The 16636-nt window shown below is 44.4% G+C and carries 17 protein-coding genes; 14 read left to right on the top strand and 3 right to left on the bottom strand.

Going from position 1 to position 16636, the window contains the following annotated elements:
• The 6 genes from rodA to lipA all read left to right on the top strand — a co-directional run bounded on the left by rodA (position 1) and on the right by lipA (position 5385).
• Positions 1–1116: a rod shape-determining protein RodA gene (gene rodA / locus EP13_RS08910; RefSeq protein ID WP_044056982.1), complete on the top strand. Its 1116-nt coding sequence runs from the start codon at positions 1–3 to the stop codon at positions 1114–1116.
• Entirely contained in the window at positions 1116–1988 is an 873-nt protein-coding gene (locus tag EP13_RS08905; RefSeq protein WP_044058863.1) for a septal ring lytic transglycosylase RlpA family protein, read from the top strand. The genes rodA and EP13_RS08905 overlap by 1 nt, the downstream gene beginning before the upstream one ends.
• Positions 1989–2226: 238 nt before the next feature.
• Positions 2227–3420, top strand: a complete 1194-nt coding sequence (locus EP13_RS08900) for a D-alanyl-D-alanine carboxypeptidase family protein (RefSeq protein ID WP_044447211.1) — start codon at positions 2227–2229, stop codon at positions 3418–3420.
• An 89-nt stretch (positions 3421–3509) separates the two neighbouring features.
• Entirely contained in the window at positions 3510–3773 is a 264-nt protein-coding gene (gene ybeD, locus EP13_RS08895) for a DUF493 family protein YbeD (protein WP_044056981.1), read from the top strand.
• The gene (gene lipB / locus EP13_RS08890) at positions 3774–4430 is read left to right on the top strand and encodes a lipoyl(octanoyl) transferase LipB (RefSeq protein WP_044056980.1); all 657 of its coding nucleotides are present in this window, start codon (positions 3774–3776) and stop codon (positions 4428–4430) included.
• Positions 4423–5385, top strand: coding sequence for a lipoyl synthase (gene lipA / locus EP13_RS08885; RefSeq protein ID WP_044056979.1), 963 nt, complete (start codon positions 4423–4425; stop codon positions 5383–5385). The genes lipB and lipA overlap by 8 nt, the downstream gene beginning before the upstream one ends.
• A 136-nt stretch (positions 5386–5521) precedes the next feature.
• Here the strand turns inward: lipA and EP13_RS08880 are convergent, their stop codons facing one another.
• Positions 5522–7252 carry a tetratricopeptide repeat-containing diguanylate cyclase gene (locus EP13_RS08880; RefSeq protein ID WP_044056978.1) on the bottom strand — a complete coding sequence of 577 codons (1731 nt, stop codon included), beginning with the start codon at positions 7250–7252 and terminating at the stop codon, positions 5522–5524.
• A gap of 233 nt (positions 7253–7485) precedes the next feature.
• On the opposite strand from EP13_RS08880, the gene ansA reads away from it, so the two are divergent.
• Positions 7486–8493 (top strand): asparaginase, encoded by a 1008-nt coding sequence (gene ansA, locus EP13_RS08875; RefSeq protein ID WP_044056977.1) that lies wholly within the window; start codon positions 7486–7488, stop codon positions 8491–8493.
• Positions 8494–8517: 24 nt separating this feature from the next.
• Positions 8518–9357 carry a DUF2797 domain-containing protein gene (locus EP13_RS08870; protein ID WP_044056976.1) on the top strand — a complete coding sequence of 280 codons (840 nt, stop codon included), beginning with the start codon at positions 8518–8520 and terminating at the stop codon, positions 9355–9357.
• Between the two features lie 12 nt (positions 9358–9369).
• On the opposite strand, the gene EP13_RS08865 is transcribed toward EP13_RS08870, so the two are convergent.
• A complete protein-coding gene (locus EP13_RS08865) occupies positions 9370–9921 on the bottom strand; it encodes an NAD(P)H nitroreductase (protein ID WP_044056975.1) in 552 nt (183 codons plus the stop codon).
• 638 nt (positions 9922–10559) lie between these two features.
• On the opposite strand from EP13_RS08865, the gene sppA reads away from it, so the two are divergent.
• Positions 10560–12425: a signal peptide peptidase SppA gene (gene sppA, locus EP13_RS08855; protein WP_044056973.1), complete on the top strand. Its 1866-nt coding sequence runs from the start codon at positions 10560–10562 to the stop codon at positions 12423–12425.
• A 17-nt stretch (positions 12426–12442) separates the two neighbouring features.
• A complete protein-coding gene (locus tag EP13_RS08850; RefSeq protein ID WP_332309695.1) occupies positions 12443–12937 on the top strand; it encodes a SprT family zinc-dependent metalloprotease in 495 nt (164 codons plus the stop codon).
• A 22-nt stretch (positions 12938–12959) separates the two neighbouring features.
• Here EP13_RS08850 and yfbV read toward each other — a convergent pair whose 3' ends face one another.
• Positions 12960–13409: a terminus macrodomain insulation protein YfbV gene (gene yfbV / locus EP13_RS08845; RefSeq protein ID WP_044056971.1), complete on the bottom strand. Its 450-nt coding sequence runs from the start codon at positions 13407–13409 to the stop codon at positions 12960–12962.
• A gap of 356 nt (positions 13410–13765) precedes the next feature.
• Here yfbV and trxB point away from each other — a divergent pair, with 356 nt between their 5' ends.
• The 4 genes from trxB to infA all read left to right on the top strand — a co-directional run bounded on the left by trxB (position 13766) and on the right by infA (position 16573).
• On the top strand, positions 13766–14731 hold the full coding sequence (gene trxB, locus EP13_RS08840; protein WP_044056970.1) for a thioredoxin-disulfide reductase: 966 nt from the start codon (positions 13766–13768) through the stop codon (positions 14729–14731).
• 91 nt (positions 14732–14822) lie between these two features.
• Positions 14823–15569, top strand: a complete 747-nt coding sequence (gene aat / locus EP13_RS08835; RefSeq protein WP_044056969.1) for a leucyl/phenylalanyl-tRNA--protein transferase — start codon at positions 14823–14825, stop codon at positions 15567–15569.
• Complete coding sequence (locus EP13_RS08830; RefSeq protein WP_044056968.1) at positions 15566–16279, top strand: arginyltransferase; 714 nt, start codon at positions 15566–15568, stop codon at positions 16277–16279. Before aat ends, EP13_RS08830 begins: the two co-directional genes overlap by 4 nt.
• Before the next feature lie 75 nt (positions 16280–16354).
• Positions 16355–16573, top strand: coding sequence for a translation initiation factor IF-1 (infA, locus tag EP13_RS08825; RefSeq protein WP_008844395.1), 219 nt, complete (start codon positions 16355–16357; stop codon positions 16571–16573).
• The last annotated feature ends 63 nt before the right edge of the window (positions 16574–16636 follow it).

Genomic DNA, 16636 nt, shown 5'->3' with positions numbered 1-16636 from the left:
ATGAAAAAGAATACGTTAAACACCAACAAAATCAGCTTTTTGCAACGTATCCATATAGATGGATGGTTGCTATTAGGGTTACTGGTGCTGATGTCGGTTGGCTTATTTACCCTTTACTCTGCCTCCGGCCAAGATGAAGGGCAAATGCAACGTCAGTTTACCCGCCTAGGGGTAAGCTTTATTGTCATGTTTGTCCTCGCGCAAATTCCCATAGGCGCTTTTCGTCGACTTTCAACCTACGCCTATATTGTGGGCTTGCTGATGTTAATCGCCGTGTTATTGTTTGGTGATGTAGGGAAAGGCGCACAGCGCTGGCTCGATTTAAAATTCATTCGTTTTCAGCCGTCTGAGTTGATGAAATTAGCGGTGCCTATGATGGTGGCTTGGTATATTAGCCAGTTTAATTTACCGCCCCGCACTATTCACATCATTACCGGTTTCACATTGGTGGCTGTACCCACTGTACTTATTGCCAAACAGCCCGACTTAGGCACGTCTTTGCTTATTGCCAGTTCCGGAATATTCGCCATCTTTTTGGCAGGCATGAGTTGGCGTTTAATTGGGTTTGTTAGTCTCTTGGGCGGCGCATTCGCACCTATCATGTGGTTCTTTTTAATGAAAGACTACCAAAAACAAAGGGTACTGACATTTCTTAACCCTGAAAGCGATCCATTGGGCGCGGGCTACCATATTATACAATCGAAAATTGCCATTGGCTCAGGCGGTATGGACGGTAAAGGCTGGTTGCAAGGCACACAATCTCAGCTAGAGTTTTTGCCCGAACGTCATACTGACTTTATCTTTTCCGTGTTTAGTGAAGAGTTTGGGCTTACCGGCGTGATGGTGTTGTTGGGAATTTATTTATGCATTATTTTACGGGGATTAATTATTGCTAATCGCGCACAAGATGCCTATTCCAAGCTGTTAGCAGGAAGTATTACTCTCACCTTTTTTGTTTATGTCTTTGTTAATATGGGCATGGTTTCCGGGTTATTACCTGTAGTGGGGGTGCCCTTGCCATTAGTCAGTTATGGCGGCACATCAATGGTGACATTGATGGCAGGTTTTGGCATTCTGATGTCCATTGCTACACAGAAACGATTTATGTCTCGATGATGTTACGTTCCTTTGTTTTTTTAAGTGCAATAATGGCTGCACTCTGTGGGTGCCAGTCGGCACCAGAAAGTCGCTATACCATGCAACAAGATACCGCCCCCGCTTATGTGGCAAAAAAACCTGAAACACTTGATGCTGTGCCTAAGTACGAAGCCTACCGGCAGTTTAATAGCCGCCCTTATGAAGTGTTGGGGCAGCGATATTCTCCGCTAGCGTCGGGCAAGGGCTTCGAGGAAATTGGCTACGCCAGCTGGTATGGTCAAAAATTCCATGGTCACCTGACGTCTAATGGTGAAACTTATAATATGTTTGCCATGACCGCCGCCCATAAGACATTGCCTTTACCTTCTTATGTAAGAGTGACTAACTTAGAAAACGGTCAACAAGCCATTGTGCGAGTTAACGATAGAGGGCCGTTTCATGACAATAGAATTATCGACCTTTCCTATGCAGCGGCGGTAAAACTAGGCTATCAGCACAAGGGCACGGCGAAAGTAAAAATAGAAGTTATTCACTTTGACCAACACAATAACGTGACAGTGGGTAACCGCCCTACCATCACATATGATGAATACTTGGGCATTACCGTACCTGCCAGCCCCACTGCTATAGACAGTGAAAAGTCAGGGTTACCAAACACCCAGCCTGCCATTTATATCCAAGTTGCAGCGCTGTCCGATGAAAAGCGGGCAAAATCCATTTCGAATGTGCTTTCGGCATTGTATCAGGTGCCTACGCACCTCCCACGGGTCGACAACATCTACAAGCTTCAATTAGGGCCCATCGAAAATAAGTCTGCCGCCAATGTTTTACTGGAACAATTACGTAAAAATGGCTACCCCAATGCCTACACCGTTGAAGGCACCTTGTAGCACGGTCATGTTCGAATTGTGGCAACAATAAGGCGAACTGGGGTGGCTATCTGACAGCTTACAGCACGAAAAAAGGCATTCGTCGCCTAATCCCTAGTTTCTAGTAAACTTTTTCGTTAAAACCTAGTCGTACTTGTTACCTTACGTTAGAATTCGACTTAATAATACTAACGGCTATACCGCACTACATTTGCAGTTAGCCATACACGGATAATAAACGGTCAAAGAAAACAACATCATGCTCAGAACAATTCAACGCGCTAAACCGTCTTTTCTTTCTTTCGCTTTTTTACTTTTTAGTGCCTTGGCGCTAACAGCAACTACAGCGAATGGTGCAGTGGTAACGCCACCCGCACCGTCAGTTGCCGCTGAAGGATTTCTTTTAACCGATTATGAAACTGGGCATGTTATCGCGTCAAAAAACGCAGATATGCAATTGGCCCCTGCTAGCCTAACTAAAATCATGACTATTTACGTGATTGGTAAAGAGTTGCAAGCTGGCAATATTAGCCTAGAAGATGAAGTGACTATCTCGGAGAATGCATGGGCGAAGAAATTCCCAGATTCTTCAAAAATGTTTATTGAAGTAGGAACGCAAGTGTCTGTTAGCGATTTGCTTCGCGGTATTGTAGTGCAATCAGGAAACGACGCTTGTGTGGCTATGGCTGAACACGTTGCCGGTTCAGAAGCCGCATTTGCCAGCATGATGAATGCACACGCACAAGCATTAGGCATGACAGCGTCCCATTTTGTAAATGCTCACGGCTTGCACGACCCTGACCACTATACTACGCCAAGAGACATGGCCACGCTTTCTCGAGCGCTGATTGCCGAAACGCCGCAAATGTACAAAATTTATAGCGAAAAAGAATTTACCTTCAACGGCATTAAGCAATACAACCGTAACAGCCTGTTATGGGACAAGAGCTTAAACGTTGACGGTATTAAAACTGGCCACACATCAGATGCCGGGTATAGCCTTATCACCTCAGCGGAACAAGGCGGAATGCGCCTAATCTCTGTTGTGATGGGTACCGACAGCGAGCGTGCACGTAAAGTAGAAAATAAAAAGCTACTTAAATACGGCTTTAGGTTCTTTGAAACCCTTACGCCTTATAATGCGGGCCACAGCTTTGTTGCTCACCGAATTTATATGGGCGACCGGGAAACAGTAGACCTTGGAATTAATCAATCTACCCCCATTACTATTCCGCGCGGACAGGCTGCTAACCTTGAAGCCAACTTTGAACTAGACAAAAAACTTGAAGCTCCGCTTGCTAAAGGGCAAGTTGTTGGAACGCTTTATCTGCAATTAGACGGCCAAGATGTAGCCAGTTACCCACTGGTCACGTTGCAAGAAGTTAAAGAGGGTAGCTTCTTTAACCGCATAAAAGACTACGTCATGTTGCAACTGGGTTTTGGTGAAGACTAAATAAAACTCGTTGAAAGCTAGTTCAAAGGCGGCCAGATTTGTTACAATCTGGCCGTTTTTGTATTTAACGACAGTACCAAGGATATCGCATGGATACCCGTTTTGATGAACTTCTAGATTTCCCCACGCACCAAACGTTTAAAGTTATGGGTGTGGCTGATGATAAACTTCCCCACCATGTTATTTCGTGTTTGCAGACGCATGCTCCGGGTGACTATGCGCCCACCGTTAAGCCAAGCAGTAAAGGAAATTACCATTCTGTTTCCGTTAGCGTACGCGTCACCAGTAAAGAGCACATGGAACTGATATACACAGAATTAGCTAAACTAGAATTAGTTAGAGTAGTACTGTAAGTGAGTGAACAAACCTCTACGGTTATCATTCGTCAGTTAGGCACTAAACACTATGAGCCGGTATGGCAAGCCATGCAGCGCTTTACTGACGAACGAGACCAAAACACCCAAGATGAAATATGGTTGGTTGAACATCCCCCTGTGTTTACCCAAGGCCAAGCTGGTAAAGCCGAGCATATTCTTATGCCTGGTGATATTCCTGTGGTGCAAGTAGATAGGGGGGGACAGGTCACTTATCATGGGCCCGGCCAACAAGTTATTTATTTATTATTGAATATAAAGCGCCGAAAGCTGGGCGTTCGTCATCTCGTTACAGCAATGGAAAATGCCGTAGTAGGCTTGCTTGCGAATTACGAAATAACGGCCTATCCAAAGCCAGATGCCCCTGGTGTTTATGTGGATGAAAAAAAGGTTTGCTCGCTAGGCTTACGTATTCGTAATGGTTGTTCGTTTCATGGTCTTGCATTAAATGTTAATATGGACTTATCGCCGTTTCAACGAATTAACCCCTGTGGCTATGCAGGCATGGAAATGATTGATACTGCAACGTTAAATGGCCCGCAATCCTTAGTTGAAGCGGGCGTCGCTTTAACCGAATTGCTATTAGACGCGCTTTCGATAACGGACACAGAATATAAAGAAGGTTTTGATGAGTAACGCACGACCTAAAGCGGGAGTAAAACTCCGCGACGACGAAAAAGTAAAACATATCCCCGTCACCATTATTCCTACTGAAAAGGAAGAAATGCTGCGTAAGCCTGAGTGGATTAAAATTAAGTTACCACGAACCACTGACAAAATTGATCATATCAAGAAGACACTGCGCAAAAACAAATTGCATTCAGTTTGCGAAGAAGCAAGCTGCCCTAACCTAGCAGAATGCTTTAATCACGGCACAGCCACCTTCATGATATTAGGCGATATCTGTACCCGACGTTGCCCGTTTTGTGATGTTGCGCACGGAAAACCATTACCGCCTAGCGCTGAAGAACCTGAAAAACTAGCCACCACCATTGCCGAAATGAAACTTCGCTATGTGGTTATTACGTCGGTAGATCGCGACGATTTAAGAGATGGCGGTGCACAGCACTTTGTAGACTGTATTAATGCCATTCGTAAGCACAGTCCTGAAACCACCATTGAAGTACTGGTACCGGATTTTCGTGGCCGTATGGATCGCGCTCTCGACATTTTCAAAGCCGGTGTGCCAGATGTCTTCAACCACAACTTAGAAACCATTCCACGTCTTTATCGTGAATGTCGACCGGGTGCAAACTACCAATGGTCTCTCGACTTACTGAAAAAGTTTAAGGCGCAACACCCTGACGTTCTCACTAAATCTGGTTTAATGATGGGAATGGGTGAAGAAAACGAAGAGATAGAAGGTGTGCTTCGCGATTTACGTGCCCACGATGTGGATATGCTTACCTTGGGTCAGTATTTGCAGCCCAGCAAACACCACTACCCTGTTAAACGTTACGTGCACCCGAAAGAGTTTGATGCACTCGGTGATTACGCAAAATCTATTGGCTTTACGCATGCAGCCAGTGGCCCTATGGTTCGCTCAAGCTACCATGCGGATCAGCAAGCGGCAGGTAAAGAAGTTAAATAGAGTTTGTATAAACTGAATTGATTTCAATAACGCTGTCGTAAAAAGCCTGAGCCTATGCTCGGGCTTTTTTATTTTAGGCGTTTATCACTGGTCAAGGTCGAACTATAAGTAAATTCGTTACGTTATCTAGGGCGCCTCACTCTACGAAGTAACGGTTAACTTGGTTTCGCCCATTCTGTTTAGACTTGTATAAGGCTAAATCGGCAGCGGCTAGCAGATTGTCAATGTTGTAACCGACTTGTGATGTGTCACTCACACCAAAGCTCGCACTCACCGTGAGGTTTGATTTTACATGCGTCACGCGAACCCCTTCTATGGCTTTACGACATTGCTCTGCCACACAAGCACCATGAATAACATCACACCGCGGCATTAAAATGGCGAATTCTTCACCGCCCATTCGCGCCACTAAGGTATCTGCGTTAACCACTTCATAAATCGCCGCTACCGTTGCAGACAACAGCTTGTCGCCAACTTGATGCCCTTGCGTATCGTTAATTTGCTTAAAATGATCTAAATCGAACAGGATTAAGCAGCAATCTGATTGAAGATCTTTTTGAACGGGTAAAACTTTTTGCGCTGACTCAATAAAAAAACTACGATTAAACGCGCCGGTTAGCCCGTCTTTTTCTGCCAACTGTTTAAACTTTAAATGTAGTTTTCGGCTACGATAAGACCAGAAAACGAGTGCTGCCAAACATATCGCAATCACGACGAGTGCCAAAGTCACCACATTAATTTTTTCGTTGGTCAGTTGAGTTTGCTGTTCTAACAGCTTATTTTTCTTATCTAAAAGCGCTATTTCATTTTCTTTTATGGCCAGATTAAAGTTTGCTTGCTGATAAGCCACTTGTTTCACCACATTGTCTTCGCGAAGTAAGCTTTCGGCTTTAGACAGCGCTTCAGCATACTGTAATGCTTGGGCAAAATCCTGTTGCGCTTTAGCTATTTTCACCATCACCAACAAGGCATCTATTCGGCTTTGCAAAAATTCCCGTTTATCCAGCTGGTCAAGCACAAAGGTTGCTGACGTTTTTGCTTTTTCAACATCACCAAGTAAATAATAGAGCTGCGCCAACGATGCATTAAATGCTAAATCAAGAAACAGGACATCAATATCCTCTACCCGCTTTTTCATGATTTTCGAAAGCCTATAGGCTTGCTGCGGTTTATTTTGCTTTATAAGCAAGGTTAAATACGCATTGTCTAACAAAGAAATGTAGTAGCGACTTCCGCTTGCCGCACAGTTTGCTTTCGCTGTTTGGTATCTTGCCTCTTTGCTTTCGCTCACCTGCTCTTTGGCAGCAATATCCATCATTGCCACTTCGCCAAGACATCGATATGGGGAATCAGCAGGGCTATGCTTTTCAATACGCTGCGCTAGCATTTTTGCAATGTCGTATTGCTCAGCATTCAAATAGAAAATGAGCAGGCCTTGCAGCCCTTTTAGCATCAGCGTTTCATCTTTTTCATTAGCCAACGCACGTTGTAATGCATTGGCATACATGAAGCCCTGTTCCCATTTACCTAAAAACGAAGCCATGGCCGTCAGTGAAACCAGGGTGCGACTTTTCACTCGGGTAGATTGCACGTCTGTGTATACCGCAGTTAACGAATGAAACGCGTTTTCAAGGTTCCCTTCGTAAGCAGAGAGCAGCGCCTTCAAAAAGCGATGATATTCTTTGTCTTCTGGTGACAACGATTGCAAATCAAGGTTGTTCAGTAGCACTAAGGCTTGCTGATGATCATCAAAATGAATGCGCTCAATGTCAAGTAGCGCAGCGTCTTGGGCACATACCGTAGAGAAGGGTGGTAGCGCGAAAAGAAATGCAATAAGCCGCGCCCAAGAAGAGAAAATTTTCGTCATTGTAATTATTTTAAATACTCATCTAAGAACATTATAACGAACCATGTATACATAAGGAAAAAAATATAACGTTGATTATTTTCAATTTAATGAAGATAACGCCCTTTTTTGCATTAAACACAGAACAAAATGCATAATCTCTTCGATAAACTTCAATCACCGGATGACATTACTTTATGGGCTGCTAGAATGCGGCTTCAAAATTAATACCATGCGTTATGTAAGGTCTATTTATGCGTAAACACATCTACATTGCCTATACTGGCGGTACTATTGGCATGAAGCCCTCCGACCAAGGCTATATTCCAGCAGAAGGCTTCTTAAGTGAAACATTGGCACAAATGCCCGAGTTTCATCGTCCAGAGATGCCCTTGTTTACACTTCATGAGTACGACAACCTTATCGATTCTTCCGACATGAATCCGTCCGACTGGCAACGTATTGCTGACGATATTGCCGCCAACTATGATAAATACGATGGGTTTATTATTCTGCATGGCACAGACACCATGGCCTATACGTCCTCGGCCCTTAGCTTTATGCTTGAAAATTTATCCAAGCCGGTGATTGTTACGGGGTCTCAAATTCCCCTTGCCGAACTTCGTTCAGATGGACAAGTGAATCTATTAAACGCGCTGTACGTAGCCGCTAACTACCCTATTGCTGAAGTAAGCTTGTTTTTTAACAATCGCTTACTAAGGGGCAATCGGAGTAGAAAAGTTGATGCCGACGGGTTTAATGCTTTCGATTCACCCAACTTTCCCCCATTACTTGAAGCGGGTATTAATATCAGACTAAAAGCGGGAGAACTGGCAACGCCAAGCGATAAACCGCTTAGGGTTTCACCGGTTAAGGCTCAACCTATAGGCATGGTCAGCTTGTACCCTGGCATAGCTTCAGAGGTGTTAAAAAACACCCTTCAACAGCCTGTTAACGCGCTTATTTTACTTAGTTATGGTGTGGGTAATGCACCACAATCACCGTCACTTATAGCGCAATTGAACTACGCTAAAGACAGGGAAATACCGGTTTTAAATTGCACGCAATGTATACGCGGGCGAGTCAATATGGGCGGCTACGCCACCGGTCATGGCCTACAACAAGCTGGCGTGCTTTCTGGCAGTGACATGACACCGGAAGCCGCATTAGCCAAACTCCATTATCTTCTCAGTAAATCGCTTAGTTTTTCGCAACTAAAATCTCAACTGACGCACAACCTGCGTGGCGAACTCAGCGAATAATTCACAACAGGACATCAGCATACTATGGCTACCGTTTATTCTGGCGCGCTACGAAAAATGCGCACAAAAGCTGACACCAATAATAATGTCGTGTACCAACTCCCTATTGGCGAACACACCCTCGATATTAACCCTCTTATTGGGCAAAAAGTGTCGTTAACTTTTACCGGTGAAATACATTGCGTTCATTGCGCTCGAAAAACAAAGAAAAGTTTTAATCAAGGGTACTGCTACCCTTGCCTTATTTCATTGGCACAATGCGATAGCTGTATTATTAAGCCTGAGAAATGCCATTATCACGAGGGCACATGTAGAGAGCCTGAGTGGGGGGAAGAACATTGCTTTAGTGACCACTTTGTTTACCTTGCGAATACAGGCACAGTGAAAGTAGGTATTACCCGTCACGTCACTGACGCCGTATCTTCTCGGTGGATGGACCAAGGCGCCACCCAGGCTACTGTAATGCTACGCGTACCAGATCGCTTAACCAGTGGTGTGGTTGAAACCTTTTGCAAATCGTATATCGCCGATAAAACTAATTGGCGTACCATGCTCAAAGGCGCACCAGAATCGGTAGATTTAAATGCAGTAAAACAAGAATTACTGGCTAAAATCAGTGATGATTTAAACGCGGAAAAACAAGAAAAAGGCCTCCAAGCGGTGAGCGAAGTAGAAGGCCCCATCTTCGATATTCACTACCCTGTAGAAGAATACCCTGTGAAAATAAAATCCATTAACCTAGATAAAACACCCGCATTTGAAGGGGTTTTAAAAGGGGTAAAAGGACAATACTGGTTATTAGATGAGGACCGAGTAATCAACATTCGCAAGTACGCAGGTTATCAGGTGGAATTGGCGCTTTAAACGCGCCAGTTCTTAATTCCAGTACTCGAAAAAATCGTCAGAGTTGCGCTGTGGCTTGGGCGCTGGCTCAAATAATGGCGTTCCAAGGTACAAAAAGCCCACCAATTCATCGTCTTCTGCTAGACCAAGCCCCTCGCGAACTAACTCACAGTGGGCGTAACTACCACTGCGCCACATGCCATTAAACCCCTGTGCCACTGCGGCCATTTGCATCGCCATTACTGCACATGATGCAGACGCAATTTGCTCAACTTTTGGCACTTTTTCATGCTCTATATATTTTGCAATAGCCACAATGATCATGGGAGCACGATGAGGAAGCTGAACAGACCGTTCAATTTCTTTTTGCGATTTATCATTCGCTATGGCTGACTGTTCAAACAAACTACCCAGTTTTTCTAGCCCCTTGTTTTGGCATACAATAAACCGCCAAGGCGTTAAACACGCATGGTCTGGCGCACGAAGGGCCGCCTGCATAATGTTTTCCAACGCTGCTCCACTGGGCGCTGGTGAGCCGAGTCGCGGCTGCGAACTTCTATTTAATAAGAGTGACAAAGCATCCATGTAATTTCCTTAACACGTGTAACACATGAAAATGATATGTAGATCCTACGCCGCCAAGATTAAAAAGACCAGATATGGCAGCGCTTATTTATGTTATTCATTGATAACCTCACTGGTCTTCCAGGCGCACTAGCGTAACCGGCCCCTATAGACACTTTTAGAACACCAATAGGAAAGTCAAAAGACTTAGAGTAAGGTACTGAAACACAAAGGCGCATTTTGCGTAGAATAGCCTTTTTTTCATCTATAACGGCTTTCGTGCTATAAATCGCTATAATATTGGCGTTGGCACTTTGCCTGACACACACTGTTTTTAAATGGGGCCTTCGAAAAGTGGGTAAATCGTCTCCAACACGCAGAAGTACAGTAAAGGCACCTAACAACACACTGCATCGCATTTTCGTTCGCGGGCATAAAAAAGTTGATTATAAAAAAGCCAACGGCGAACTCATGATGCTGTTTAGCGACCATGAGCATAAACACATCGCAAAATTAATTGCACACTGGCTAAACGAATCCGATAATTCAAGGGGTTAGGTGCTCGTTGTAATTTATTACAATTAATTACAAATAAGTTAGGGATATTGTTGGCCATCGCTAACATAATAGGGATAAATAAATAAAAGGTACTATTTCATATGGCAGGCAAAGGAAACTGGACGAAATCGTTATTTACCGGGATTTGGACGGTACTTAACTTCTCTAGAAAACTCTTCTTTAACCTTATTTTCTTAGTGTTTTTCATCGGTATTATCGTTGCAATTTCATCACAAGATAATGAGCAACTCACCGTAAACAATGACAGCGCGCTCATGCTTACCCTCAAAGGGAACTTAGTCATTGAAAAAGTTAGCGTTGATCCGTTTGAACAATTTCTTCAAGAAGCACTAGGCTCGGAGCCAGAAGACCCAGAGATTTTAGTAAGAGACGTGGTCAAAGTTATTGAAAATGCCAAACAGGACCGTCGTATAAAGGCGCTTGTGCTTGATTTGCATCAACTTAACGGTGGCGGGTTAGATAAGTTACGCACCGTAGCAAAAGCCATAGACGACTTTAAAACGTCGGAAAAGCCGGTTTATGCCATTGGCAATTACTACACCCAAAACCAATACTATCTCGCATCTCATGCCGACCACATTTATTTAAACCCAATGGGAAGCGTATTGTTAGATGGATACGGCCGCTATGGGGTATACATTAAAGAGTTGTTAGAGAAACTCAAAGTTACCACCCACATTTTCCGCGTAGGCACATACAAATCAGCCGTAGAACCCGTGATGCGTAACGACATGTCAGAGGCATCTAAAGAAGCTGAGAAGAAATGGCTGGAGGCTTATTGGCTTCAGTATAAAGAAGATGTGGCTAACGCTCGCGGCATTTCTATGGACAATTTTGACGAAACCCTAGAGGCCTTAGTCGCCAAGTTTGAACAGGTAGACGGCGATTTTGCGCAGTATGCTGTTGAAAACAAATGGGTAGACGCCCTCAAAACCCGTGAAGATGTGCGTCAGGAGCTTGTTGAGCTTGTTGGAGAAGACGACAACCCTATGGGCGTTAACATTACGTCTTTCGACACCTACCTTAGCGTAATAAATGCACCCGTCCCTTCCATACCTAACGACCTTGACAAAATTGCCGTCGTGGTTGCAAAAGGCAGCATTATTGATGGCACACAGCAAGCAGGTACCATTGGTGGTGACAGTACAGCACGATTACTCCGTAAAGCTCGGCTTAACGACGATGTAAAAGCAGTGGTATTCCAAATAGACTCTCCAGGAGGCAGTGCATCAGCGTCGGAAGTTATTCGTCAAGAAGTGCTTGAATTGCAAAAAGCAGGTAAGCCTGTGGTTGTGTCAATGAGCACGTATGCTGCATCAGGTGGCTATTGGATTGCCGCTGGCGCCGACCGAATATTTGCTAGCCCTAGTACGATTACAGGCTCTATTGGCGTATTTGGTATGTTTATGACGTACGAAAAATCCCTTAGCCACCTTGGTGTGCATACAGATGGTGTGGGTACCACTGAAATGGCAGGTTTTTCTGCGCTACGCCCTCTTCCAGATCAGTTTGGGCAAATTATTCAATACAGTGTAGAAAACACCTATTCTAAGTTTTTGAACATCGTGTCTAACGGCAGAGATTTAAATATTGACGCTGTTGATGAAATTGCCCAAGGTCGCGTTTGGATTGGTACCGATGCACTAGAATTAGGCTTAGTTGACGAATTAGGTTCATTAGATGATGCCATTGCCTCCGCGGCAGAGATTGCAGAGTTAGAAAACTACGACACCTTTTACGTTACCCGCGATTTATCTCCCCAAGAACTGTTTTGGAAAGAGTTCTTCGGTCAAGCTTTCGCGGTGGTAGGAAAGTGGCAATTCGCGCAATCTAACTCAGCACTAATTGGCGAAGTTAAACGAGTTATCAAAGAATTTGATTCCTTTGCACAACTTAATGACCCAATGGGCACCTATGTATTGTGCCTTCCCTGTAACATAAACTAACGGTTACAGGTGCACCCATAGCAAGTAAAGATCTAACAGCGGCACACATTCATGCTATAGAACAATGTGTCGCTGACTTGTATCAGCGGGCAGAAGCCTATTTTGCCCGCACATTCCCCCGCCCTACGCTTTCTTTTAGACGTTCAGGAAGAAACGCAGGCACCGCGTTTTTACAGCAAAATAGAATTAACCTAAACCCTATACTGTACAAAGAAAATCAGGCCGCCTTTCTTACTGATGTTATTGCACATGAGATTAGTCACCTGTTGGTTTGGCAACTATTTGGGAAGGTGGCGCCGCACGGCATTCAATGGCAAACCATTATGGTAAAGGTGTTTAATGTGCCGCCGAATACAACCCATCAATTTAATGTCAGCGACGTCGTGGGTGAGACGTTCTCATACCGGTGTCAGTGTAGTGAGCATGCGTTGTCTGTACGCCGCCACAAAAAAATTGAGCGCGGCGCACAATATCGATGCAAACGTTGCGGTGAAACACTCACTGCGATTTAAATTGGAGAGAAGCGCTCAGGGGTTATCGGAACCACTGCTGGGTGAACACACGGTCTAAATCGTCAAACGCTGTCTTCAGCAACTGAGCAAGTTCTTTATATTTGGGTTTAGATTTTAGCGATGCTAAATGGCAACCTTCCGCGCGCATTTTACGGTGTATATCTTGATACCAGTGATTGAGTTGCGGCGGTAAATATTGATTTGAACGGTGCCCAAGCCACAACATACCTTGCAAAGGTAAGCTTAAGAAAAACGCACCAATAGCAATGGTTTGAGGTAAATACTGCATCCCCATGTTTTGTAGCAACAACGCGCAAGCCAAAATAGCTGCTGGCGGCATGGTTTTTACCGCAAACTTTGTTGCAGCGACCACCCTACACTCTGGGAAATGGGCGAACAACTCACGGCGAACCGGCCACGTTTCTAGGTACTGCTGACCATCTTTTAGCAGAGTTATTATTGACTGTGACATAAATCACCCCATAAACCGGAAAAACGCATTGCGAGCACAAAAATACAAACACGTATATTTAAGCGCGCTTTTAAACGAATTGTAATACGCTTTTTGTCTAATACAAGGTAAGTTCGTCTGTAGATCATGTAAATTCAGCGAAGGTGAAATAATTTTACCCCAATACCGATTTTTTCATTTATCACCCCTGACATAACAGTGACATTTTTCACCCGTCAAGGCATCATAGATACATCGAGATTTCAAAGAAACCTCGTTAACATTCAAAAGGTGGTTGAAAAAAGCCTTCAGCGGCCTCACCTAGCACAGTATGACAGTATTCGCTCACACAAAAAGAGCATAAGTTGGAGATAAAAATGGCAGAAAGTAGACACGTTCGTCTTCTTATTTTAGGTTCAGGCCCGGCTGGCTATTCCGCTGCGGTATATGCAGCGCGCGCTAATCTAGAACCAGTTCTTCTTACGGGTATCCAACAAGGCGGACAATTGACCACCACGACCGAAGTTGAAAACTGGCCGGGTGATCCTGAAGGTCTTACTGGCCCCGATTTAATGGTGCGCATGCAAAAACATGCAGAAAAATTTGATACCGAGATCATTTTTGACCATATCAACAAAACCGATTTAACCACACGCCCTTATACCTTATATGGCGACAATGGCACTTACACCTGTGATGCTCTTATCATTGCCACAGGGGCGTCTGCCAAGTACTTAGGTATGGAGTCTGAGCAAGCTTTCATGGGTAAGGGTGTGTCTGCATGCGCAACCTGCGACGGCTTTTTTTACCGCAACCAAAAAGTAGCGGTAGTAGGTGGTGGCAACACCGCAGTGGAAGAAGCACTTTATTTATCGAATATCGCTTCAGAAGTGCACGTTATTCACCGCCGCGATACGTTTAGAAGTGAAAAAATTCTAGAACAACGTCTCCGAGATAAAGCCGAGAACGGCAATGTGGTACTGCACCTTAACCGTCAATTAGACGAAGTGCTAGGTGATGAAATGGGCGTTACCCAAATTCGTATTAAAGACAGCCAAGGCGACGCCACGGAAACCCTCGATGTCATGGGCCTATTCATCGCCATTGGTCATAAACCTAATACGGATATCTTTGAAGGCCAGTTAGAAATGAAAGATGGCTATATTGTGGTTAACAGTGGCACTAACGGCAACGCAACACAAACCAGCGTTCCGGGGGTGTTTGCCGCCGGTGATGTCAGTGACCATATTTATCGCCAAGCTATTACCTCCGCCGGTACAGGCTGTATGGCCGCCCTTGATGCCGAAAAATTCCTTGATGGCACAATGCCAGAACAAGGTTAAAGAAGACGCCTAATAAGAACCCTGCTAAAATTTCAGCAGGGTTTTTTATTTTAGCTATTGTACTTCTCAATACCATGTACGTCTCAATACTATGATTGCGCTTCCTCAACTAGATGTAGATACACCGTTTCCTTCTGTTCATCATGCACTTGAAGAGCCTAACGGCTTACTAGCGTTTGGCGCAGACTTAAGCCCTCAGCGCTTATTTTCAGCCTATTCCCAGGGCATTTTCCCTTGGTTTAGTGACAATGAACCCTTGTTGTGGTGGTCTCCCACCCCGCGTGCGATTATCGAACTAGATGATTTTGTATGCGCTAAAAGCCTCCGTAAGTTAGCCAGAAAGCAGCGATATAAAGTCACGCTAAATCATAGCTTTGAGCGCGTCATTCACGCCTGTGCGACCATTCCAAGGCATCACCCTAGCTTAGACACACTCAGTGATGAAACCTGGATAACCAAAGATATGCAAGAGGCGTATTGTCATTTACATGAGTTAGGGCTAGCCCACTCAGTAGAAGTGTGGGAAGGTGAAGCACTAGTAGGTGGCTTGTATGGCGTTGGTATTGGTCAGGTGTATTGTGGTGAGTCTATGTTTCACAGGAAAAGTAATACCTCTAAGCTGGCCATGCTCGCGCTAGTGGAACATATGAAAGCCAACGGCATGGCGTTTATTGACTGCCAGTTACCTACCGAGCATTTAACGTCCTTAGGCGCTAAGGCCATCACTCGGGAAACCTTTATCAACAAACTCAACCAACATAACGATACACTCACGGAAGAAGGCCGCTTAAGCCCTACATATCAAGCGCAGTGGCGTAAACAGGAGATCACACCGTGAAATTTGGTATTACCCAAATATTTGGGTGTAGTTACCTGCCAGACGAACGTGAACAACTATTGGTGTATGCAGACAGCACCGAGCAATTAGCCTTGCGCTATGGTCAACTTATACAGGTTGGCTTTAGACGTAGTGGTGAGCAAATATATCGCCCTCACTGCCCAGATTGTAATGCCTGTCAATCGGTGCGAATTCCCGTTGATGCATTTACACCCTCACGCAGCCAAAAACGGGTTAAAAAGCGTAATGCTCACCTTTCTATTAAATGTGCGTACACGCAAAATCATCAATACTATCCATTGTACGAAAAGTACATTAATGAGAGGCACACCGATGGCAGTATGTATCCGCCATCAAAAACCCAATTTGAAAGCTTTATATTATGTGATTGGAAAAAGCCCCTCTTTATTGAAGCCTACGATGGTGACAAGTTAGTCGCCGTGGCGGTGACCGATGTGGTTGAAAATGGTGCTCAGCACAGAGCACTTTCTGCCTTGTACACATTTTATGACCCCGACTATACGTCAGATTCCCTGGGTACCTGGATGATTTTAAGCCAAATAGCCCAGGCGCAACAGGACGGCTACGAATTTCTGTACCTTGGTTATTACGTAAAAAATTGCCAAAAAATGTCATACAAACACCAGTTTTATCCCTATGAGCAGTTTCTTGGCAACAATTGGACCCGTTTTGATAAAAATCCTGCGTAATTACTTTACACGCAAGGCAAGATTGGTTAAGGTCTGCGCGGCAAAAAATTTGAATTACTGAGGTAACTGCTTTACATGGCAAAAGAAGATTGTATTGAAATGGAAGGTACGGTGCTTGATACCCTACCTAATACTATGTTCCGCGTAGAACTAGAAAACGGTCACGTTGTGACAGCACACATTTCTGGAAAAATGCGCAAGAACTATATCCGAATTCTTACTGGCGATAAGGTCACTGTTGAGATGACTCCATACGACTTAACTAAAGGTCGTATTATTTATCGCGCCAGATAACGAGCCATTAAGCGGTAACGCATAAGAAAAAAGCCCGATGAATTCATCGGGCTTTTTTAATGG

It is taken from the genome of Alteromonas australica, assembly GCF_000730385.1.
GTDB lineage: Bacteria > Pseudomonadota > Gammaproteobacteria > Enterobacterales > Alteromonadaceae > Alteromonas > Alteromonas australica.
The sequence above is the reverse complement of the archived record's forward strand: the minus strand, read 5'-3'. Positions and strand labels throughout refer to the sequence as shown.